The following is a 20,511-nucleotide window of genomic DNA, read 5'->3' as shown; positions in this document are numbered from 1 at the left end:
GGGCTCAAGATACTTTAGTGGAGATCTTTGGTGTGATCAACCATTCCAAAACGGCCTTTCGGTCGTAATGCAGGTCATCCACCGAGAGGCAACACACGCCGCCTCGTTTGAAGTTGATGGAAATATTCGTGTTGCCTGCCAGAAGTAAACCCACCAGCGAGCTCAGGTTGGGTTCGTGTCCGACGAGCATCAATTCGTCCACGGAATATTTCTCGTTGATCTCCCCAATCATATCATTGGGTTCGCCCATTGGCACGAGGGAATCGCTGTAGCTGATCTCCTCTTTGTATTTGAAAACCTTTGCCAGAATAGAGGCTGTCTGGCTGGCGCGTACATATGGGCTGGAAACGATCAGATTCGGTTCCACACCCAGGTCTCTGAGGCCATGCGCGATCTTCTGCATTTTCTCGCGTCCCTTTTCGGTGAGCGGGCGCAGGCTATCGTCTTCGTAGCCGGGCGTTCCTGGTTCTTCAGCAATGGCGTGACGTACTAAGTAAAGTTTCATAGGGTCTTCTCCCAAGGGAAAGATTGTTCCGGCGAGGATCGCCAGAAATTTTCGAACATGGTTTTATTGTTGAGGTAGGTAGCGATGGCTTCCGCGTGGCGTACTTTGTAATACTGGAAAACAGGCTCAAGGGTTATGTTGAGCGGCGCCGAAGAGTCAGATGAAGAAGCACGTTCAGAAAAATCCACAAGGGTCTGCATCAAAACTTCCAGATCCTGTATCTCCCCCATCATGGATTGGTGATCGTTCATGTGATTCAAGTTTTCCATCGGGAAACCATCGAGCAAAGGATAAATGATCTCCACCATGTAGCGAAAATTTTTGAGTGCGACGCGAACACGGTGGATGCTGGCCGGCTGGGGCGGATCGACACGCTCATACTTTTGCTTCATCGCCAAAAACGCGTCATCCACAGACTGGAGGATGGGTTCGACCAAAGCGGCATCTGCTTCATCTTTGAGCGTTTCCCGCGTTTTTTGAACACGACGGGTGATCTCTTTCAGATCAAGCTTCTTGAGCTCCCTGCGCAAACCCTTTAATGCTCTTTTCTCGGCGCTCTCAAGATGATGCTGAACCTGTTGAAGTTGAGGAAACTCCTGGACCGTTTCTGATATTTCTGCGAGCATCACCTGTGTATCGCGCAGGTCATCCAGATCATCCAGTTGACTTTTGAATGCACGGTTCAACTTCCGCAAACGTGGGCGTGGAGAAATGGAATTGAGAAGCTCTACCAACGACAGCAAACGGCGCAATGCAACACGCAGATCATGGACAGCCTCGTTGGAGAACTCAGTACGGCAACGTTTGAGCTCCAAACGATATTTCTTCCAACGTTTCTCGAACGCATCGAGAAGGAGTTGACCAGGAGTTGGTGTGAATTCTTCCGTCTGTGGTGTCATCATAAAAAATCCATTTACCGGGTTTCGTGCCTTTCTACAAACTTCTTGAAGGCAGAATTCACCCACATCCCCCATCCTGTCCGTATTACAGTCGAAGTGGTGTCACACACGTACATTTTAAAATTTATTGACTTTCGTTCGGTAGTTTAAGTTGTCCGGTCACAATGAACGCTTCAGGGATATTGCCTGTGACCATATACATAACACGCTCACAGATGTTCGTCGCTCGGTCGCCTAACCGCTCAAGGTTATGGGCCGCCCAGATCACATAATTTGCACGTTCGATATTCCCCGCATTTTCCAGCACGCTATTCACAGCATCTTGATACAGACGAGTATAACATTCATCGATCAAGTCATCCTGCGGGATGATGTCGCTTGCGGACTGGAAATCTTCATCGGCAAATGTGGTCATGGCCCGGTGAAGCATGTCCACCGCTTTCTCGCCCATAACATAAATATCCCTCATCATTTTAGGAAACCCCAACCCTCCCGAGCGGATGTTGAGGTTGGCGATCCCCTTGGCATAATCACCGACCCGCTCCAATTCCGTGCAGATCCCCAAACTGGAGGCAAGTGTCCGCAGATCACGTGCGGCGGGTTGTTGTGTGGCCATCAGCATCACAATATATATTTCGATCTCATAACTTTTTCGATTAATAACCTTATCATTGAGTATGATCAGGCGAGAATGTTCTGGGTCATTATCCCTCAACGCACTCACTGATTTCATGACAGCATCTTCCACCATGCTACCCAAGAGCAAAATTTCGTTTTTTACTTCCTGCATTTCCTGACGAAAGGCACCACGTGTCATGATTGACCATCCAGCGATATGAGATTTAAGAGTGTCGCATAACTTGGTAAACAAAAGACTTGCCTTCTTCTGTTATGGTCAACAAAATAGTCATTGACCATGAACAAACGACAGGTTCTGTTAATTTAACATGCGCCAATTAACATACATGGAAAAACATGTTAACAACTGGTAAATGGATTTAGATGACAAAATTTGCTCAAAATGGGATTTGCATAATTGTTTTGCATCGGCAAACCCGCTGTAAAGCACGGTTTGGGGACTCCATGCTATCCTAAGGGCATGGTTCTTCTCCTTGTTATGGTTTGTGGTTTACTTGTGATCATATCCGTGGATGCGAAACAGAAGCGGGATGCCTTCTTGTGCCAGCAGGAACGCACCCGAAAACGCTCCTGAATTGCCCCTAAAAAGATCACATTCTCTCCTCCTCACAAGGGCCCGGATCTCCTCCCGGGCTCTTGTGTATTTTTAATACCCAAGCTGTACAGTCACTGAACTATTCATAGGGGTGTTAGTCAGCTAAGCAAAGCTCTGCAAACGTTAACCTACTCTTAAACCATTCTTGAACGACCATTAAACGTCCCTTGTTAAACTGATCGTGTACAAAAAGGAGAAAACACATGGGACTCGCAGATTTACACATGCACACCATTTACAGTTACGACGGCACTGCCTCGGTGCCCGCTGTTTTGAAACGCGCCCAACAACTTGGGCTGGATGTGATCGCCATTACCGATCACGATGAGATCGCTGGTTCGCTCAAGGCACTGGAGATCGCATCCAAATACGGGGTGGAAGTCATCCCCGGCACCGAAGTGACAACCGCCGATGGCGACCTGCTCGCTCTGAACGTTACGAAAAAAATCGAACGCGATCGTCCTTTAATCGAGACCGTTCTCAAGGTCCGCGAATTGGGCGGGTTCTGTATTGCCCCACATCCCATGGCAGGCGGGCTGGGAATGAAAAGCTTAAGCGCTTACTCGATCTTAAAGGCGCTCCGCAATACAGATGTTGCCAACACTCTGATCGCCATCGAAACCTACAATGCCACCACCATCGACAAAATGAGCAATCATTATGCGCGTGTCCTTGCGGACCGACTGGATATTGCACAAACCGCCAGCAGTGATGCTCATATCATTGAGGCCATCGGGTTGGGTATCACCGAATACGATGGACACACCGCCGATGATCTGATCGCTGCGCTACGAAACAAAAATGTTCGTATTCGCAAGCAAAAAGAGTGGAATTCCGTCCGTATTTTGGGGAGTTGGGCGGCAAACTATGTCGGCAGTGCGTTCGTGCGACTTGCAAACCCCGCATAAGCCAGGAAATTTACACATGGAATTCATCATCCTATCACTCATGATCTTAAGCCTTTTCACGATCTTCGTTGTAGATACTGCTCAAAAACGCAATGGATATCTGAACAAGGATCATTAAGAATGACGAAGCACATTCTCGTAACAAACGATGACGGCGTATTCGCGCCCGGCCTACTGGCATTGGTCTATGAAATGCAAAAGCTGGGAAAAGTTTCGGTCATGGCACCAGAACGAAACTGGTCAGGAGGCGGGCACGTCAAAACGTTAGATCGCGCACTCCGTGTCAAGGAAGTCCGACTCGCAGATGGCACTCAGGCATTTGCCAGCGATGGTGCCCCATCCGATTGTGTGGCGTTGGGCACGCTCGGCTATTTCAAAGAACCAATTGATCTTGTGGTCTCAGGCATCAACGCGGGAGCAAATCTCGGGCACGATGTCACCTACTCAGGAACTGTGACAGCCGCCATGGAAGCGGTGATCGCAGGCATCCCCGGCATTGCCGTTTCACTGGAAACAATGGACAACCACATCGGAGATATTGACTACGGCCCGGCGGCACGTGCGGCATCGAAGATCGTTCGCCAGGTGATCGAGAACGGTCTTTCTCACGAGATCCTGCTCAACATCAATGTGCCTTTTCTTCCCGATGAACAGATACGCGGCGTCATCCTTACCCGACAGGGGTTGCGCGTTTATCACAGCCGCCTTGATGAGCGTATTGACCCACGCGGCAAACCCTATTATTGGATCGGCGGCGACGCTCCCACCGGTGTTCCTGAACGCCGAACAGATGTGGGCGCATTGGCTGAAGGTTTTGTCTCTGTTACACCACTTCAACTTGATCTCACCGCCTATCGCGCATTAATGGACCTACACAGTTGGCATTGGGATGAACCATCATATGAAACTGAATTACCCGCACCTTCCGGTAAAGTCAGCCTGTTTTATAGTGATTGAGTTTTTCTTATACTCCTTATTTTTGTCTCCCAAAGGAGACACCTGTCCGCCGTAGATTTCGGCGGACAGTTTATTTAATCCATTAACTTAACCATTAACGAGATGTTAACCTGTTCTTCCATTGCCATTAAAAGGCCCTTGTTATTATTCATTCGTTATACAAAACAAAGGAGAAAAATAGAAATGACCAAAACTGTTCGTTCTTTACTGTTCGTGTTCGTTATCTTGAGCTTCGTGCTCGCCGCATGCGGTGCCCCCGCTACAGAGGCTCCCAAACCCACTGAAGTCCCTGCTGAGCCTACCGCCGTGCCCGCCACCGAAGTTCCCACCGTGGAACCGACCGTAGACCCGATGGCTATGTATATGCCCGATGCCGTGACCGGTGACATCGTCACCGCCGGTTCATCCACCGTGTTCCCCCTTTCCGAGCGCATGTCCGAACTCTTCCAACAGGAAGGCTACACCGGCAACATCACCGTTGATAGCATTGGCTCCGGTGCTGGTTTCGAGCGCTTCTGCAAGACCGGCGAGACCGATATCGCCAACTCTTCCCGGAAGATCAAAGACGGTGAAGTGGAAGCCTGCGCAGCTTTAGCTACTCCCCGTGTACCTGTTGAGTTCCGTGTAGGTACCGATGCTTTGACAGTCGTTGTCAGTGCTGAAAATGATTTCGTCACCAGCCTCACAAAGGAACAGCTTGGCAAGATCTTCACCGCCCAATACACCAAGTGGAACGAAGTTGATCCTTCCTACCCCGCCGAAACCATTTTGGTCTACGGCCCTGGTGCAGATAGCGGCACATTCGATTACTTCAACGAAGCAGTTGTTGCACCTCTTTACAAAGATGCAGATGGCAAGGCCGACACCAAAGCTGGTAAGGAAGCCCTGCTCGGTGCCGCTGGCGCCCAGTTCTCTGAAGACGACAACGTGCTCGTCCAGGGTGTTGAAGGTTCCAAGTTCGCCATTGGTTACTTCGGCTACGCTTACTTCGAAGAGAATGCTGGCAAGTTGAAGGCTGTGGCAGTTGAAGGTGTTGAACCTTCCAAGACCACCGTGGATGATGGCACATACCCGATCTCCCGCCCGCTCTTCATCTACTCGGATGCAAACATCCTCAAAGAGAAGCCCCAGGTCGCCGCGTTCATCTACTTCTACCTGACCAATGTGAACAACGAAATTAGCGATGTGGGTTACTTCCCCGCTCCTGAGGCAGACCTTCAGGCCTCCATGGATGCCTGGAAGACCGCCACTGGCAACTAGTTCGTCCGTTCGATAAAGTTAGCAGGGCTGGCCTCAGAGAGGTCAGCCCTGTATGTCGTAAAACAAATACTAGATACGTAAGAAAGTTTTTGTGAATTGAGGAATGCTTTGACCACCCAGAATTTCCGCCCTTTCAATTTGACAAAAAAATCAAGGCCCGGCGAAACCGTTATCCAATCCCTGCTTTTTATTGCAGGCGTTTTATCCATTATTATTACCGTTACACTGGTGTACGAATTGGGCAAAGAAGCCCTGCTTTTCTTCAACAATTCCGACGTGACACTTGCAAAATTTTTCGGCACCACAGAATGGCAACCCGGGGTCGGAAAATATGGTATCTGGCCGCTTGTGACATCCACCTTGATCACGAGCCTTATTGCAATGCTCATCTCGCTTCCACTCGGACTTTCAGCTGCTCTGTACTTAAGTGAATATGCCTCTCCGAAAGCTCGTTCGATCTTAAAACCAATTCTTGAAATTCTAGCGGGAATCCCCACAGTCGTTTATGGTTTTTTTGCCTTACTTTTTGTAACTCCACTTTTGCAATCTATTTTAGGGAAAGATAACATCGAAGTCTACAACATGCTCTCCGCAGGGTTGGTCATGGGAATTATGATCCTGCCGTTGATCTCCTCGATGAGCGAGGATGCATTCAGCGCGGTCCCCCGCCCCTTACGCGAAGGCGCATATGCCATGGGTGCAACAAAGCTCGAAACCAGTTTGCAGGTGGTATTGCCCGCCGCCCTCTCCGGTATTGGTGCGGCGATCATCTTGGGCATTTCACGTGCCATCGGCGAGACCATGATCGTAGCTGTGGCCGCAGGGTCTGGGCCGAATTTCACATTCAATCCATTTCAAGCGGCGGAAACCATGACCGGCAACATCGCACGTATCAGTGGCGGCGACTTAAGTTACGGTTCCATTGACTACACCAGCCTTTTCGCCATTGCATTGATGTTGTTCCTGGTGACTCTCGCCTTGAATTTGATCAGCCAATATATTGTGCAAAGATTTAGAGAACAATATGAATAAGAATAATTTTCCTCAAGGTGACGCATTCCGTCGTGAATTGGATGGACGGTATCGCAAAGCAACTATTGGACAAACCGCTTTCCTTTCAGCATTGCTGATCGCTGTGATCAGCCTTACTGCGCTTCTCTATAACATTGTAGACGGTGCCTTTGGGTATACCGCCTATGAGTACAAAATAGACCCGTCCACGATTACATCGAAGCCATTAAACGAACTAAGTCAACAAGAATTGGTGGATGTTCTAAAAACGAACCTTTCCAAGGGCGCCTACAACAAATTGAATAACGAACAAGCAATGGAAAAGCGCTCGCAGGCAGACCTTTTATCTCTTGTTCTCGAAAGAATCATCCGAATCGACACAAAGGGCGTCTGGTCGCTGACCGAATCCTTGTTTCACAAAGCCGATATCGAAGCAGAAATTGCAGAAAAATATCCCGATGCAAAACTTGAATTCCGCACATGGTTGACCATGAGTTTTCTCACCACCCCCATGTCGTCGCGCGCTGAATTCGCAGGCGCTCGCACGGCCATCCTCGGGTCTCTGTGGTTGGTGGGAATCGCCATTTTGTTCGCTTTACCCATTGGCGTTGGTGCAGCCGTATATTTACAGGAATATGCGCCGAAAAATTTATTGACTCGCATTATTCAAACCAATATCAACAATCTGGCAGGTGTTCCAAGCATTGTGTATGGCATGTTGGGCCTTGCCCTCTTTGTACGTGTTCTTGAACCTTTTACCAGCGGAAAATTGTTTGGCGTTACCGATTCAAACGGACGCACCATCCTCGCCGCCGGGCTTACGATGGGTGTATTGGTCTTACCGTTGATCATCATCAACGCACAAGAGGCTATCAAAGCAGTCCCAGATTCCCTGCGACAGGCGGCCTATGGTGTGGGAGCTACCCGCTGGCAAACGATCTGGCATCATGTATTACCGAATTCGATCGCTGGCATTCTCACCGGAACCATCCTTTCCATATCTCGTGCCATCGGCGAGACTGCCCCACTGATCGTGGTGGGAGCGTCCACATTTATCACTGTTGACCCACAAGGGCCTTTCTCAAAATTTACAGCGTTGCCAATTCAGATATTCAACTGGACAACACGCGCCCAGCCTGAATTCCACGCCATTGCCGCCAGCGCCATTATTGTTTTGATGGTCATGCTACTTTCCTTAAATGCAACAGCTATCCTACTTCGCAATCGTTTCCAGCGAAGGCTGTAATCTACTCTCTTGGATGTGACTCATGGAAAATGAAAATACTACAACACCAGAATACGCAATCGTAACGAATGATCTTTCCATTCATTACGGCAATTACACAGCCGTGCGGGGAGTGAATATCAAAGTCGAAAAACAGAAGATCACTGCGATCATTGGGCCTTCTGGTTGTGGAAAATCCACATTGCTTCGTTCCTTCAATCGCATGAATGATTTTGTCCCCAACTGTCGTGTGACAGGTGAACTTCTTTTACACGGACAAAACCTCTACAGCAAGGATGTTGACCCTGTAGAAGCACGTCGCCGCATCGGCATGGTCTTTCAGAAGCCCAACCCATTCCCCAAATCCATTTACGAGAATATCGCTTGGGGCGCACGCATCAACGGCTTCAAGGGCAACATGGATGAATTGGTGGAACAATCCCTACGTGGCGCGGCTTTATGGGAAGAAGTAAAAGACCTGCTTCAGAAAAGCGCCTATGAGCTTTCAGGCGGACAGCAACAACGCCTGTGCATTGCCCGCACCATTGCCATCCAGCCTGAGATCATTTTGATGGATGAACCCGCTTCAGCCTTGGACCCGATCTCGACCTTGCGCATCGAAGAACTCATGCAGGAACTGAAGAAGAACTACACCATCATCATCGTCACCCATAACATGCAACAAGCGGCGCGCGCCTCTGATAAAACAGCCATGATGATGATCGACGATCACCGTTCCGGTACCGTGATCGAGTTCGACGAAACCAACCGTATATTCACAAATCCAAAAGACAAACGTACCGAGGATTATGTCACCGGCCGGTTTGGATAATGTATAATAAACGAATACCTAATGTGAGGCATTATGCTTAGAAAAACATTCGAATCCGAAATCCAACAGGTAAAAGATGAAGTCCTCGTGCTTGGGAGCATGGTCGAACAGGCCATCATCAACACAGTGGAAGCTTTAAAGAAGCGCGATCTCAAGGCATCTGAGGAAATACTCAAAGCCGATAAGGTCATCAACAAGAAGCGCTTCGAAATTGAAAGCAAGCTCATGGTTCTGATCGCCACACAACAGCCAATGGCACATGACCTGCGCCTTTTGGCTTCCACTCTGGAGATCATCTCTGAGTTGGAACGCATGGGTGATTACGCCAAAGGGATTGCCAACATCAACATCCGCATGGGAGATGAGTCCCTGCTCAAGCCGTTGATCGATATCCCGCGCATGGCACAAAAAGGCGTGGATATGCTTCACCGTGCGTTGACAGCTTTCGTCAACGAAGACTTGGTCGTTGCAAGGGCGCTCCCCGTCGAAGATGATGAGGTGGATGCGTTGTACAACCAGATCTATCGTGAACTGATGACCTTCGTCATTCAAGATCCGAAGAACATCGAACGCGCCAACTGGCTCCTTTGGGTGGCACACAACCTCGAGCGTGTGGCTGACCGCGTGACCAACATCTGCGAACGGACCATTTTCATCGCTACAGGCGATATGGCAGAGGTCAAATCCACGGACGATGAATTCTGGAAGAAACAAAAGAACGGCAACTAACGAATAAAAAAACCGCCAACTTGATTGGCGGATTTTTTTATTCTGTATATTATCCCATGCGCCCTGTGATGTACGCTTCCGTTAATTCCTGTTTGGGCGTTGTGAACATGTGATTTGTGTCTGCAAACTCCACCAACTCACCCAGCCAAAACAAGCCCGTGTGATCGGAGATACGTGCGGCTTGTTGCATGTTGTGCGTCACAATGACAATGGTGTAATCCTGCTTAAGCTCTGCGATCAACTCTTCGACGCGCAATGTAGCAATGGGGTCAAGCGCAGACGTGGACTCGTCCATCAAGATCACTTCTGGTTGTACCGCAACGACACGCGCAATGCACAGCCTTTGTTGTTGGCCGAGTGACAAGCCCAACGCGTCAGACTTCAAATCGTCTTTCACCTCATCCCATAAAGCGGCCGCTCGCAAAGATTTTTCCACTACATCGTCAAGGTTCACATCCATCCCCATCACGCGTGGACCAAATGCCACGTTGTCGTAAATGGACTGCGGGAACGGGTTTGGCTTCTGGAAGACCATGCCCACCCTCTGCCTGAGTGTTACAACATCCATATCTTCGGAGTAGATATTTTTTCCATTCAACAGAATGTTACCAACCACTCGCGTACCGGAGATGGTGTCGTTCATTCGATTAAGACAACGCAAAAAAGTAGACTTGCCACAGCCTGAGGGGCCGATCAGCGCAGTCACTTTGCGAGGCTCGATCTCAATACTAATATTCGAAAGCGCCTTCGATTGACCATAATAAAAGTCAAGGTTTTGGACGGAAAAAGCAGGTGAAACGTTGGACATGATGCGATTTTATCATGTCAATGACATGCCGAATACTTTGGGCTATAATTCGGCCCGATGAACCGAAACATTCTGCTTACCACTATGCTCGTTGCCGTGGTTTTCATGTCATCATGCGGTCCCGCTTCTTCTGCGGAGACCGCATCTGATTCTCCAGCGGCATATATTGAGAACAAGGGCTCCGACACCATTGTCAACCTCGCGCTCGCTTGGGCCGAGCAATATCAAAGCGACCACCCAAATATCCGAATATCTGTAACAGGCGGCGGGTCCGGAACAGGAATCGCGGCTCTCGTCAACGGCACAGTGGATATTGCCAACGCATCCCGCAAGATCAAACAGGAAGAGATCGATCAGGCAAAAGCCAATGGCATTGACCCTGTCGAACACATCATCGCGCGCGATGCAATTGCTGTCATTGTGAATCCAGAGAATCCAATAACCCAATTAACACTTAAACAGATCTCGGATATCTACAGTGGCAAGATCGTGAACTGGAAAGAAATCGGTGGCGAAGATCGCCCGATCGTGCGGCTTTCACGTGAGACCAATTCAGGCACGCATGTGTATTTTCTCGAGACCGTTTTGCGTTTGGGGAGCAAGGAAGATAAAACGCTGTTCTCGATGGACACGCTGTTGCTTCCATCGTCTGAAGGCATCATTGCCGAAGTGCGACAGAACCCGAATGCCATTGGATATGACGGCCTCGGGTATGTGCCCAAAGATCTAAAGAAGATCGCCATTGCCAAAGAAGACGGTGGCGCTTATATACTACCGTCCATCGAGACCGTGAACGATAAAACGTATGCGATCGCGCGCGACCTTTATATGTATACCAACGGACAGCCTCAGGGAATCATCAAAGAGTATCTTGATTGGATCCTTTCGTCTGAAGCGCAGCAGATCGTTGCAGACCTTGGGTTTGTGCCTGTAAAATAAACGCATAGAGACATCACAGATCGTTAAGTCTGTGATGTCTTGTTATAGGTGAACAATGGAAAAATCTTTAAACTGGCGTGAATTTATCATCACCCGTCTTATCAAGGCATCGGGATATTCAGCCATACTTTTTGTAGCGCTTATCTTTTTCTTTCTCGTGCGCGAGGGCGTGCCCGCTTTTGCCGAAGTAGAACTTAAATCGCTCTTCAATATCCGCTGGTATCCCATTGAGGAATATTTCGGAATTCTTCCGCTGATCACTGGCTCGCTGATCGTAACCATCGGCGCAACGTTCATCGCAGTTCCGTTCGGCATCGGTACAGCTGTGTATATTTCTGAGATCGCTCCACGTTGGATGCGCGAGATACTCAAGCCTCTTGTAGAATTGCTCGGTGGACTTCCCTCCGTCGTTTTGGGATTTTTGGGAATCCTCGTTCTCTCCCCTTTCATACGCGTCTTTCTGGACCTGCCAACTGGTCTGACCGCATTGACCGGTTCCATCCTCCTGGGCGGAATCGCCGTACCCACCGTCGTGTCGGTTGCGGAGGACGCGCTCGACGCTGTTCCACGTGCCTATCGTGAAGGCGCCTGGGCTTTGGGTGCCACTCGCTGGCAAACCATCTGGCGTGTGACATTGCCCGCCGCAAAATCAGGCGTGTTGACCGGTGTAATGCTCGGCATTGGACGCGCCATCGGCGAAACCATGACCGTGATGATGGTGACCGGTAACGCGCCCGTCCTTGCACTAAAACTTGCAAGCATCATTTCCCCCGTCCGCACAATGACAGCCACCATCGCGGCCGAGATGGGTGAAGTTGCCAATGGGAGCACACACTATCATGTGTTGTTCTTCATCGGCATAGTATTGTTCCTTATCTCGCTTGGTGTGAATATTGCCGCATCATCCGTTGTCTTCCGCGCGAAGAAACGCGCTGAGAGGATATTGTCGTAACCATGAAACATATCTTTTCTCGCAATCGTCATCTCGTGCAACGCATCGGCTTCACAGGCATTACCTTAATGGCGATCCTTACGGTCACCCCGATCATCGCCACAGTGATCTATATTCTTATACAAGGCGTGCCCGCCATTTCGATAGAGTTCCTTACCGGCTTTCCCCATGATGGTATGCGTGCAGGCGGCATTCTGCCCGCCATTGTTGGTACGCTCTATCTCACACTTGGAACAGCCGTTTTCTCAGTTCCGCTCGGAATTGCGGCGGCCATTTATCTCTCTGAATACGCGGCAGATACAACTCTCACACGCACGATCCGCATTGCGATCATCAATCTGGCAGGTATTCCATCCGTTGTGTATGGGTTGTTCGGATTGGGCTTGTTCGTGCTCTTCTTAAAATTCGGTACATCGATTCTAGCGGCTTCTCTTACTCTGTCTATTATGACTTTGCCGGTCATCATCAGCACAGCGGAGGAATCACTACGCTCCGTTCCACAAGGGTTTCGCACGGTGAGCATTTCTTTAGGGGCCACTCGCTGGCAAACCATTCGCCGCATTGTTTTGAAAGAGGCCTTGCCCGGCATTTTGACCGGCGTCATTCTCGGCCTCGAACGTGCCGCAGGCGAGACGGCTCCCATCCTGTTCACGGGTGCGGCGTTCTTCCTGCCAAGGCTTCCACACTCTCCGTTCGATGCGACCATGGCATTGCCTTATCATCTCTTTGTTATTTCTACACAGGTCCCTGAAATGCCGATCAAGATCCAATATGGTACGGCGCTTGTGTTGTTAGCATTTGTACTCACAATGAATCTGATCGCAACGATCATCCGCTCGAGAGCGAGGGCAAAACGACAATGGTAGATATTGGACGATAGACCATTGATGATAGACCACGGCAGGAATATCAAATGACTTATAAATTTGAGCAGTTGGATGTTTGGAAGTTGGCCTTAGACTATGTAGATATAGTTTACAAATTGGTGGAAGATTTCCCACGTAGCGAGGAGCACAACTTAAAATCTCAGATTGTTCGTGCCGCTACATCTATTGCTCTTAATATCGCAGAAGGTTCCCAAGGTCAGAGTGACCCCGAACAATCTCGTTTCCTTGGGATGGCAATTCGGTCACTGGTCGAAACAGTTGCCTGCATACAACTTATTCGCCGTAGAGGATATTTGCAGGATGAAACTTTACTGAACAAGGCTTACGAAGACTCTCAGACACTTGCTAGAAAACTGCAATCTTTCCGAAAGTCCCTGTCTAATCATCAATACCAAGTTCGTGAAGATGAAATCACATATGGAGATGATGACATCATATAGGCGCTGCAATCGTCCATCGTCAATGGTCAATTGTCTTCTGGATAAACTCAATGAATAAAATAATTATAGAAAATTTATCTTTACAGTATGCAGATGGGGTTGAGTCGCTCCGTAATGTTAATTTGAACGTCCGCCAACATGCGGTGACTGTTCTATTTGGCCCGGCGGGCGGTGGAAAATCCACATTGCTTCGTTGTTTAAATCGTCTCAATGATCTGACAGAGGTTAAGACATCTGCAGGTCGTATTTTGATCGACGGCGAAAATGTCCTCGACCTCAAAACAGACGTCATAGCCCTACGTCGCAAAGTTGGCATGGTCTTTGCACGCCCTGTCCCGTTGCCAATGAGCATCCGCGAGAACCTCACCTATGGTTTGGAACTCGCGGGTGAAAAACGGCGCGTCAAACTCGATGAAGCGGTGGAACGCAGTTTGAAATTGGCCGCCATTTGGGATGAGGTTAAAGACCGTCTCGATGAACCTGCCATCGCCCTCTCCGGTGGTCAGCAACAACGCATCTGTCTCGCGCGTGTGCTGGCATTGCAACCTGAGATCATTTTGCTCGATGAACCGACATCAGGTCTCGATCCCATCTCCACGGGCAAGGTGGAAGCCGCATTACAAGAACTCAAGAAGGAATACACGATCATCCTCGTGCCCCACTCCGTGCAACAGGCGGCACGTACTGCCGATTACGCCGCTTTCTTTTTACAGGGTGAACTCGTTGAATATGGCGAGGGCAAATCGCTTTTCACCGCGCCCAAAGAAAAACGCACCGAGGATTACATCACGGGAAGGTTCGGGTAAAAATTTTCAGCGAAGAAAAATGAGCGGGAGCAGATACCAGCCTCCCGTTAAGTCAGACGCGAAGCACTTCATCCAATTTAGATAAACCCGCACTGATCCACTCTGATCTTTTCTCTTGCGAAGATTGGCGTGGATCAGTCGATTAAAGGAGATCCTATGACCAGCCCATTTGACATTTTATTTCAACCGCTTCAGATCGGACCTGTGACTGCCCCCAACCGATTTTATCAAGTGCCACACTGTAACGGATTCGGCCACCGCATGCCACAGGGACTCTCTGCGATGCGCGGCATGAAAGCGGAAGGCGGTTGGGGAGTGGTGTGCACCGAGGAGACGGAGATTCATCATACGAGTGACCTTGCTCCGTATTTCGAGGGGCGCATTTGGAACGATGACGATATTACGTCTTTGCGATTGATGACAGATGCAGTGCATACACATGGCGCGCTGGCGGGAATTGAGTTGGCGTATAACGGCATCAACGCATCGAATTTGTATACGCGTGTGCCATCACTTGCGCCGCGTTCGATGGGGACGATCGGCGGTTCGGGGTATGAACCTGTGCAAACACGCCGCATGGATAAGGAAGATATTCGCAATGTGCGCAAATGGCATCGTGAGGCGGCAATCCGTGCAAAGCGCGCAGGCTTTGACATTGTGTACTGTTATGCCGCGCATGAGATGACTGCGGCGAACCAATTTATTTCAAGAAGATATAACGACCGCACCGATGAATATGGCGGTGCGCTTGAAAACCGTGTGCGATTTCTGCGTGAACTGATCGAAGACACCAAGGACGCGGTCGGTGATACGTGCGCGATTGCTGTGCGCTTCGTTGTGGATGAATTGCTCGGCGAAGAAGGCATCACACATCAAGGCGAAGGCTATGACGTGATCGCCATGCTGGCAGAATTGCCCGACCTATGGGATGTAAACATCAGCGGTTGGAGCAACGACTCGGCCTCGTCAAGATTCGGCAAAGAGGGACATCAGGAAAAATATATTTCCTTCGTGAAGCAATTGACGACCAAACCTGTTGTGGGCGTGGGACGATATACGTCGCCCGAGTCGATGGTCTCTGCGATCAAGCGCGGTGTGATGGATTTTATCGGCGCAGCGCGGCCTTCCATTGCCGATCCGTTTTTGCCGACGAAGATCAAAGAAGGACGTATCGAGGATATCCGTGAGTGTATCGGGTGCAACATTTGCGTGACGGGCGACACCCGGTATGTTCCCATTCGCTGTACACAGAATCCAACCATGGGCGAGGAATGGCGGCGCGGCTGGCATCCCGAGATCATTTCGCCGAAGAAAAGCAACAAGGAAGTCATGGTTATTGGCGCAGGGCCAGCGGGGTTGGAATGTGCGCGAGCGTTGGGTCAGCGTGGATATGAAGTTTCGTTGTTGGATGCACGGAAGGAAATGGGCGGACGCGTGTTGCGCGAATCCGCTTTGCCGGGGTTGAATGAGTGGCGGAGAGTCATCGATTGGCGGTTAACTCAAATTGGGAAGATGAAGAATGTCTCTGTTTATCCGTCCAGCCCGATGACGGCGGAGGATATTTTAGAGTCGGGTTCGGAAAATATCATCCTTGCCACGGGTGCAACGTGGAGGCGTGATGGCGTGGGAAGGACATTGTGGAAACCGATTGATGGTTGCGAGTTAGACAATGTGATCACACCTGACGACTTAATGGATGGCAAGGTAATTGGTCCCCAAGGGATGCTTCGCAATAATTCGGTAAGTGGTAATTGGATCATTTACGACGACGACCATTACTACATGGGCGGCGTTCTAGCGGAATTGCTCGCATCCAATGGATACAAAGTGTCACTCGTCACACCCGCGCCGATGATCTCGTATTGGTCACAGTTCACTTTGGAACAGGAACATATTCAGGCAAAGTTAATGAAGCTCGGTGTAAAGCTATACACACAAACTATCTTGAGTGAAATCCAAAAAGAGTCTGTGCTGTTGTCGAATACGGTTTCGGGGGATGAAGTTGAATTACCGAGCGATGGGGTTGTGCTGGTGACGGATAGAAAGCCGAAAGATTCTTTGTATTATGAACTCAAGCCTGCGGTCGATGATGGGAAGATACAATCATTACGAGTCATCGGTGATGCCGAAGCGCCAAATATCATTGCGCAGGCGGTGTTCGCGGGTCACCTCGCGGCGAGGGAGTTTGATGAAACTTTTATAGATGGAACACCGTTCAAGGTGGAGAGGATTTTATAAATCGCGTAGGGAAGGGCAGCTGCCCTTCCTTACATTGTTTACATTACCACACCCTCTCCAAATTCGGGTTATCGAGCGGGGCACGACCTACTTTGGCCATGTTGATCCATTCGCCGTGAATTTTCACGCGCACCACGTCGGCAGTGAAGTCTGTCACGGTACCGCCGTTGTTGTTGAACAATGACGAACCCACCGCATAGATATCTACGGGGACATCCAATTTTTCGAATCGGCGGATCTTCTCTGGGTTGAACCCGCCCGAGACAACGATCTTTACATTACGGCAATACTCACGCGCCACATCGTCCCAAGCTTCGGGTATGGTCCAATCCTCCCAAGCCGTATCCATCGCTTGGCGGACGTTGAATACAAGACGCGGATTCACTCCGAGGTCTAATGCAGGGTCGCCCAAAGGCTCGACGGAAACATCGCGCAGGCTTCCGCTTGTATCGAGGCGGACTCCGTAGAGAATAAATTTCGCGGCTTCCGTTTCATCACCAAGTTCCTTCAACTCAATATAACGTTTGAACATGGCTTCCATCACGCGCAAGGTGTCGCGCACCGAATCGTTGTTGAAATCCACCAGGGCAATACGCGGAACACTTGCCGGTAGAACACGCGAGAATTGCATCATCACTTCGGCGGTGTCGCCGAGGAAAGAGCCGATCGCGGCATGGGCAACCGTCCCGCCGCCTGCGCCGCCCCACCAGTCACCCTGCGCATCAGTTGAGACAAACGCGCCAAGGTCACGGGCGTGATCGCTGTTGAAACGTTGCAGGGCAATGTTATAAGCATATCCATCTGCGGCCTGCACTTCATGCAGGTCAAAGCGCGCAGGAAAAAAGAGAACGGGCTTACCATGTGCCGCCACCATCGTCTCGTATACATTCGTCGCTACACGGCTCGAGCGTGTAAGGATGCCAAGCGTGGGTGTCTCGATCAGAGCAAAGTCACGGTATCGTCCGCGCACTTTGATGACCGGTTCCACATGCAGTGGATTTCCATCCGAGTTGACAATAGCCCCATCATGCACCGCCCAGACTTCAAGCCGGTCAGACGTATCAATGAACTGGTCGCCGTTCCAATAACCTGTACAATGCCTTAGCATTTCCAGCGACTTATCCACACCAACGACTACTGTATTTCCAACACGTCGCGTGAACCACTGCATTTCCACTTCGATATCGCCAACCGCAATATTTTCTGGGGAAACACCGGGTGGAAGGTTATGGTGTTTGCCCGAATATTGATAACCTTCTGATGCCAGAGCGATCAGCATGCGGCCGATGTTCTCAAAGTATTTGTCCGAGTACCAGCCGCGACGCATGCGGTCGATATCGAGTTTGAAGGTTTCGTTGGTTAATCTTTTTTTATCAAAAATTGACATGTGAATCCTTTGGCAAAGTATTACATATCCTACTCATTAAAAGTTGTCTGTCGATTTGACGATCTTCATTCCCGACGCAGCGAATTTTGCATACGCTTCATTCGCTGCGTCGGTATGATCCACTACACCGGGAACAACAACAGGCGAGGAGCAATCATCGAGCAAATACACTTTCTTTGCGAGTTCAGGGTCAACTGCGTTGATGTCGTTGAGCAGATCTTGTACCGTCCATGCTACGCAATGGGACTTAGCCTGACCGGCAATGATGAGCCTGTCATATTGTTGTAGTTGTTCGATGAATTTGGTGTTGTGCATTCCTAACGTCTCACCCATGGGGCCGGTCAACACTTCGGGGCCAACGACGGAATAATTTTCGGTAAAGGGCTTATCACCTTTGATTTCAATGTCATATTGCGTGTTACGGGCAATGGAGTGGAAGAACAAAGCTTCTTCAACGGACGAGACCAGCGCATGACCGATACCGCCGAGCATGGCATGATACGGCCAGATGGTAAGAGCGTATTTGCCTTTCTTCTCCAACGCTTCGGCATAATGGATCATCATCTGTTGACCGTATTCGGGGGCAATGCTGAATTCACTGGCGAGCGCGGGATTAAATGTCCATTTGCCATCACGGAGTTCGGCGGCGTGGATGTCTGTGTATGGTGCGGGATGATTGCCGTCTTTATCCACAAAGAAGACAGCGTGAAAGATTTGCATCGCGCTGTGTGTGTCCATGGTGGCGGTGATGTGGGTGATGTTACCGAGATTGCGATAGATGAACTCACAGAGACGAGCGTTATCTTCCACGGCGCCACGTCCACTACGGCCGCCAACATATAGTTCAAACTCTGGGATGCAGAAGGTGTTTTGTACGTCGATCAGCATCAGCCAGGTGCGGGTTGTCGAAGCAGAGGCAGGCTGAAGTCCGTTTTGAAGCGCAAAGTCCCGTGCTTGTTTTGCACGTTCCTCATAGGGAATCCGCCAGACAGTGCCGACCTTTGCTGAGTCAAAAAATGCAGGGATAGTAGGGTTCGTCATGCTGCCTCCTAGTTAAAGTAAGTGATTTCCATTTTTTTGAATTGATATAGACGGGCCGGGCGGTGGGCGCCATTGATGTCTTTTTTGCCGGTCTCTTGCAAGAGATTGGTGGCCAGCATTCTTTTTCTGAAGTTCCGTTTATCAAGACGGTCATTGATGATGATCTCGTACATGCGTTGAAGCTCTGAAAGACGGAAGTGCTTCGGCATGAGACCATAAACGATGTTGCTGTAACTGACCTTGGCACGCAGGCGACGGACAGCATAGCTCAGTATGTCTTTGTGATCGAACGCAAGTTTTGGAAGTGCATCCACCGGATGCCATGTGATGCCTGCGATCTTTTGTGATTCGGGCCGGGCAAGTTGTTTCCAGGGAATGAGGGCAAAGTAGGCGACCGTGATAACTCTGGTTCTGGGATCGCGATCTGGTTCGCCAAAGGTGTAGAGTTGCTCAATATACACATCCTCGACACCGGTCTTTTCTCTGAGCACACGCAACGCCGCAGACTCAAGCGACTCGCCGGTTTTGATAAAGCCGCCGGGTAATGCCCAATATCCAGAATAGGGCGTTTCGGCCCGACGGATCAGCATCGCCTTGAGCGCATCTTCACTGACGGTGAAAACCACAAGATCCACCGTTACACCTGGTTGTTCGTATTCGCTATAGTTAGTGTCCATTATACACTTAGTATAATGGCTTTTAGTTCCTTGTCAAGACAGGAATCCCCAAATAGGGGCAACGTATTTTCAATTTAATCCTGTTGACTTTTTGGCCTGAAACCTTTAGACTCAATCATCATTACAAGCCTTCAAGGAGAATTTATGGCTTCTCAATTCCAACTCATCATGCGACAGGGCCCCACCCCCGGGGCGATATTCACATTGGAAGGCGACCAGCTCAACATCGGGCGCGATTCCACGAATGAAGTCACGATCAACGATGCGGAAATTTCGCGACGTCATGCACGGTTGACCTTTCAGGGCGGGAAATACGTTCTGGAAGATCTCGGCTCTACCAACGGGACGTTTGTTAACGGGCAACGATTGGCCGGTCCACGCGTTTTGAAGGCTGGCGAAGTTGTTTCGTTCGGCGAACAGATCGTGTTGGTGTTTGAAGTAGTCACCAACGATCCCGGCGCAACCATGGTCTCTCCGCGCGCTGCGGCGGCCATACCGTCGGTTTCACGTCCGGCCACCCCACCACCTCCCCCGCCTGCAGATTATGTTGGCAGTGTTCCAGCCAGCCCGGCGCCTGTGGTCTCGTCTGCACCTGCACCCGCCAAACGGACGAATATCATGCCCATCATTATCGGCGTGGGCGTGTTTTTCTTCATCTGCTTGTGCGCAGGAATCCTTTGGTACATAGATGCCAACTTCCTGTGGTGTACATTCTTCCCCTTCCTTGGCGGATGTCCTGGGTAAAAAAGTAATCCCCGCAAGGTATATCGCCTTGC

21 protein-coding genes are annotated in these 20,511 nt (G+C 49.9%); 14 read left to right on the top strand and 7 right to left on the bottom strand.

Annotated features, from left to right (window positions below; genetic code table 11):
* Window positions 1–4: 4 nt before the first annotated feature.
* From sixA to phoU (IPP66_06580), 3 genes are all read right to left on the bottom strand, one after another.
* Entirely contained in the window at window positions 5–505 is a 501-nt protein-coding gene (sixA, locus tag IPP66_06590; protein ID MBK9924947.1) for a phosphohistidine phosphatase SixA, read from the bottom strand.
* Window positions 502–1,407: a CHAD domain-containing protein gene (locus IPP66_06585; GenBank protein ID MBK9924946.1), complete on the bottom strand. Its 906-nt coding sequence runs from the start codon at window positions 1,405–1,407 to the stop codon at window positions 502–504. Before IPP66_06585 ends, sixA begins: the two co-directional genes overlap by 4 nt.
* Window positions 1,408–1,528: 121 nt before the next feature.
* Window positions 1,529–2,221 (bottom strand): phosphate signaling complex protein PhoU, encoded by a 693-nt coding sequence (gene phoU / locus IPP66_06580; GenBank protein MBK9924945.1) that lies wholly within the window; start codon window positions 2,219–2,221, stop codon window positions 1,529–1,531.
* Between the two features lie 620 nt (window positions 2,222–2,841).
* Here phoU (IPP66_06580) and IPP66_06575 point away from each other — a divergent pair.
* The 7 genes from IPP66_06575 (at window position 2,842) to phoU (IPP66_06545) (ending at window position 9,560) form a co-directional block, all read left to right on the top strand.
* A complete protein-coding gene (locus IPP66_06575) occupies window positions 2,842–3,546 on the top strand; it encodes a PHP domain-containing protein (GenBank protein ID MBK9924944.1) in 705 nt (234 codons plus the stop codon).
* 120 nt (window positions 3,547–3,666) lie between these two features.
* A complete protein-coding gene (gene surE / locus IPP66_06570) occupies window positions 3,667–4,503 on the top strand; it encodes a 5'/3'-nucleotidase SurE (protein MBK9924943.1) in 837 nt (278 codons plus the stop codon).
* A gap of 183 nt (window positions 4,504–4,686) precedes the next feature.
* Window positions 4,687–5,763, top strand: a complete 1,077-nt coding sequence (locus tag IPP66_06565; protein MBK9924942.1) for a PstS family phosphate ABC transporter substrate-binding protein — start codon at window positions 4,687–4,689, stop codon at window positions 5,761–5,763.
* A 96-nt stretch (window positions 5,764–5,859) separates the two neighbouring features.
* On the top strand, window positions 5,860–6,795 hold the full coding sequence (gene pstC / locus IPP66_06560; protein ID MBK9924941.1) for a phosphate ABC transporter permease subunit PstC: 936 nt from the start codon (window positions 5,860–5,862) through the stop codon (window positions 6,793–6,795).
* On the top strand, window positions 6,788–8,020 hold the full coding sequence (pstA, locus tag IPP66_06555; GenBank protein ID MBK9924940.1) for a phosphate ABC transporter permease PstA: 1,233 nt from the start codon (window positions 6,788–6,790) through the stop codon (window positions 8,018–8,020). Before pstC (IPP66_06560) ends, pstA (IPP66_06555) begins: the two co-directional genes overlap by 8 nt.
* Before the next feature lie 22 nt (window positions 8,021–8,042).
* On the top strand, window positions 8,043–8,831 hold the full coding sequence (gene pstB / locus IPP66_06550) for a phosphate ABC transporter ATP-binding protein (GenBank protein ID MBK9924939.1): 789 nt from the start codon (window positions 8,043–8,045) through the stop codon (window positions 8,829–8,831).
* A 33-nt stretch (window positions 8,832–8,864) separates the two neighbouring features.
* Complete coding sequence (phoU, locus tag IPP66_06545) at window positions 8,865–9,560, top strand: phosphate signaling complex protein PhoU (GenBank protein ID MBK9924938.1); 696 nt, start codon at window positions 8,865–8,867, stop codon at window positions 9,558–9,560.
* A gap of 49 nt (window positions 9,561–9,609) precedes the next feature.
* Here phoU (IPP66_06545) and IPP66_06540 read toward each other — a convergent pair whose 3' ends face one another.
* A complete protein-coding gene (locus IPP66_06540; GenBank protein ID MBK9924937.1) occupies window positions 9,610–10,368 on the bottom strand; it encodes a phosphate ABC transporter ATP-binding protein in 759 nt (252 codons plus the stop codon).
* Between the two features lie 57 nt (window positions 10,369–10,425).
* Between IPP66_06540 and IPP66_06535 the strand changes: the two genes are divergently transcribed.
* From IPP66_06535 to IPP66_06510, 6 genes are all read left to right on the top strand, one after another.
* Window positions 10,426–11,307, top strand: a complete 882-nt coding sequence (locus IPP66_06535) for a PstS family phosphate ABC transporter substrate-binding protein (protein MBK9924936.1) — start codon at window positions 10,426–10,428, stop codon at window positions 11,305–11,307.
* Window positions 11,308–11,362: 55 nt separating this feature from the next.
* A complete protein-coding gene (gene pstC / locus IPP66_06530; GenBank protein MBK9924935.1) occupies window positions 11,363–12,259 on the top strand; it encodes a phosphate ABC transporter permease subunit PstC in 897 nt (298 codons plus the stop codon).
* Window positions 12,260–12,261: 2 nt separating this feature from the next.
* A complete protein-coding gene (gene pstA, locus IPP66_06525; GenBank protein ID MBK9924934.1) occupies window positions 12,262–13,125 on the top strand; it encodes a phosphate ABC transporter permease PstA in 864 nt (287 codons plus the stop codon).
* A gap of 47 nt (window positions 13,126–13,172) precedes the next feature.
* Entirely contained in the window at window positions 13,173–13,586 is a 414-nt protein-coding gene (locus IPP66_06520; GenBank protein ID MBK9924933.1) for a four helix bundle protein, read from the top strand.
* Between the two features lie 50 nt (window positions 13,587–13,636).
* On the top strand, window positions 13,637–14,392 hold the full coding sequence (locus IPP66_06515) for a phosphate ABC transporter ATP-binding protein (GenBank protein ID MBK9924932.1): 756 nt from the start codon (window positions 13,637–13,639) through the stop codon (window positions 14,390–14,392).
* Between the two features lie 156 nt (window positions 14,393–14,548).
* Entirely contained in the window at window positions 14,549–16,630 is a 2,082-nt protein-coding gene (locus IPP66_06510; protein ID MBK9924931.1) for an FAD-dependent oxidoreductase, read from the top strand.
* A gap of 43 nt (window positions 16,631–16,673) precedes the next feature.
* On the opposite strand, the gene IPP66_06505 is transcribed toward IPP66_06510, so the two are convergent.
* Genes IPP66_06505 through IPP66_06495 form a run of 3 tightly spaced genes read right to left on the bottom strand, consistent with a single transcriptional unit; the run spans window position 16,674 to window position 19,735 of the window.
* On the bottom strand, window positions 16,674–18,017 hold the full coding sequence (locus IPP66_06505; GenBank protein ID MBK9924930.1) for a nicotinate phosphoribosyltransferase: 1,344 nt from the start codon (window positions 18,015–18,017) through the stop codon (window positions 16,674–16,676).
* Between the two features lie 36 nt (window positions 18,018–18,053).
* Window positions 18,054–19,058: an isochorismatase gene (locus IPP66_06500; GenBank protein ID MBK9924929.1), complete on the bottom strand. Its 1,005-nt coding sequence runs from the start codon at window positions 19,056–19,058 to the stop codon at window positions 18,054–18,056.
* An 8-nt stretch (window positions 19,059–19,066) separates the two neighbouring features.
* Window positions 19,067–19,735 (bottom strand): NUDIX hydrolase, encoded by a 669-nt coding sequence (locus tag IPP66_06495; protein ID MBK9924928.1) that lies wholly within the window; start codon window positions 19,733–19,735, stop codon window positions 19,067–19,069.
* Between the two features lie 144 nt (window positions 19,736–19,879).
* Between IPP66_06495 and IPP66_06490 the strand changes: the two genes are divergently transcribed.
* Complete coding sequence (locus IPP66_06490; GenBank protein ID MBK9924927.1) at window positions 19,880–20,479, top strand: FHA domain-containing protein; 600 nt, start codon at window positions 19,880–19,882, stop codon at window positions 20,477–20,479.
* The last annotated feature ends 32 nt before the right edge of the window (window positions 20,480–20,511 follow it).

This window comes from Candidatus Defluviilinea proxima, from assembly GCA_016721115.1.
In the GTDB taxonomy this organism is placed as follows: domain Bacteria; phylum Chloroflexota; class Anaerolineae; order Anaerolineales; family Villigracilaceae; genus Defluviilinea; species Defluviilinea proxima.
The sequence above is the reverse complement of the archived record's forward strand: the minus strand, read 5'-3'. Positions and strand labels throughout refer to the sequence as shown.

What these genes read in the sequence shown, in the direction of transcription:
- sixA (MBK9924947.1), bottom strand. Translation starts at nt 505, where the DNA reads ATGAAACTTTACTTAGTACGTCACGCCATTGCTGAAGAACCAGGAACG.
- IPP66_06585 (MBK9924946.1), bottom strand. Translation starts at nt 1,407, where the DNA reads ATGATGACACCACAGACGGAAGAATTCACACCAACTCCTGGTCAACTC.
- phoU (MBK9924945.1), bottom strand. Translation starts at nt 2,221, where the DNA reads ATGACACGTGGTGCCTTTCGTCAGGAAATGCAGGAAGTAAAAAACGAA.
- IPP66_06575 (MBK9924944.1), top strand. Translation starts at nt 2,842, where the DNA reads ATGGGACTCGCAGATTTACACATGCACACCATTTACAGTTACGACGGC.
- surE (MBK9924943.1), top strand. Translation starts at nt 3,667, where the DNA reads ATGACGAAGCACATTCTCGTAACAAACGATGACGGCGTATTCGCGCCC.
- IPP66_06565 (MBK9924942.1), top strand. Translation starts at nt 4,687, where the DNA reads ATGACCAAAACTGTTCGTTCTTTACTGTTCGTGTTCGTTATCTTGAGC.
- pstA (MBK9924940.1), top strand. Translation starts at nt 6,788, where the DNA reads ATGAATAAGAATAATTTTCCTCAAGGTGACGCATTCCGTCGTGAATTG.
- pstB (MBK9924939.1), top strand. Translation starts at nt 8,043, where the DNA reads ATGGAAAATGAAAATACTACAACACCAGAATACGCAATCGTAACGAAT.
- phoU (MBK9924938.1), top strand. Translation starts at nt 8,865, where the DNA reads ATGCTTAGAAAAACATTCGAATCCGAAATCCAACAGGTAAAAGATGAA.
- IPP66_06540 (MBK9924937.1), bottom strand. Translation starts at nt 10,368, where the DNA reads ATGTCCAACGTTTCACCTGCTTTTTCCGTCCAAAACCTTGACTTTTAT.
- IPP66_06535 (MBK9924936.1), top strand. Translation starts at nt 10,426, where the DNA reads ATGAACCGAAACATTCTGCTTACCACTATGCTCGTTGCCGTGGTTTTC.
- pstC (MBK9924935.1), top strand. Translation starts at nt 11,363, where the DNA reads ATGGAAAAATCTTTAAACTGGCGTGAATTTATCATCACCCGTCTTATC.
- pstA (MBK9924934.1), top strand. Translation starts at nt 12,262, where the DNA reads ATGAAACATATCTTTTCTCGCAATCGTCATCTCGTGCAACGCATCGGC.
- IPP66_06520 (MBK9924933.1), top strand. Translation starts at nt 13,173, where the DNA reads ATGACTTATAAATTTGAGCAGTTGGATGTTTGGAAGTTGGCCTTAGAC.
- IPP66_06515 (MBK9924932.1), top strand. Translation starts at nt 13,637, where the DNA reads ATGAATAAAATAATTATAGAAAATTTATCTTTACAGTATGCAGATGGG.
- IPP66_06510 (MBK9924931.1), top strand. Translation starts at nt 14,549, where the DNA reads ATGACCAGCCCATTTGACATTTTATTTCAACCGCTTCAGATCGGACCT.
- IPP66_06505 (MBK9924930.1), bottom strand. Translation starts at nt 18,017, where the DNA reads ATGTCAATTTTTGATAAAAAAAGATTAACCAACGAAACCTTCAAACTC.
- IPP66_06500 (MBK9924929.1), bottom strand. Translation starts at nt 19,058, where the DNA reads ATGACGAACCCTACTATCCCTGCATTTTTTGACTCAGCAAAGGTCGGC.
- IPP66_06495 (MBK9924928.1), bottom strand. Translation starts at nt 19,735, where the DNA reads ATGGACACTAACTATAGCGAATACGAACAACCAGGTGTAACGGTGGAT.
- IPP66_06490 (MBK9924927.1), top strand. Translation starts at nt 19,880, where the DNA reads ATGGCTTCTCAATTCCAACTCATCATGCGACAGGGCCCCACCCCCGGG.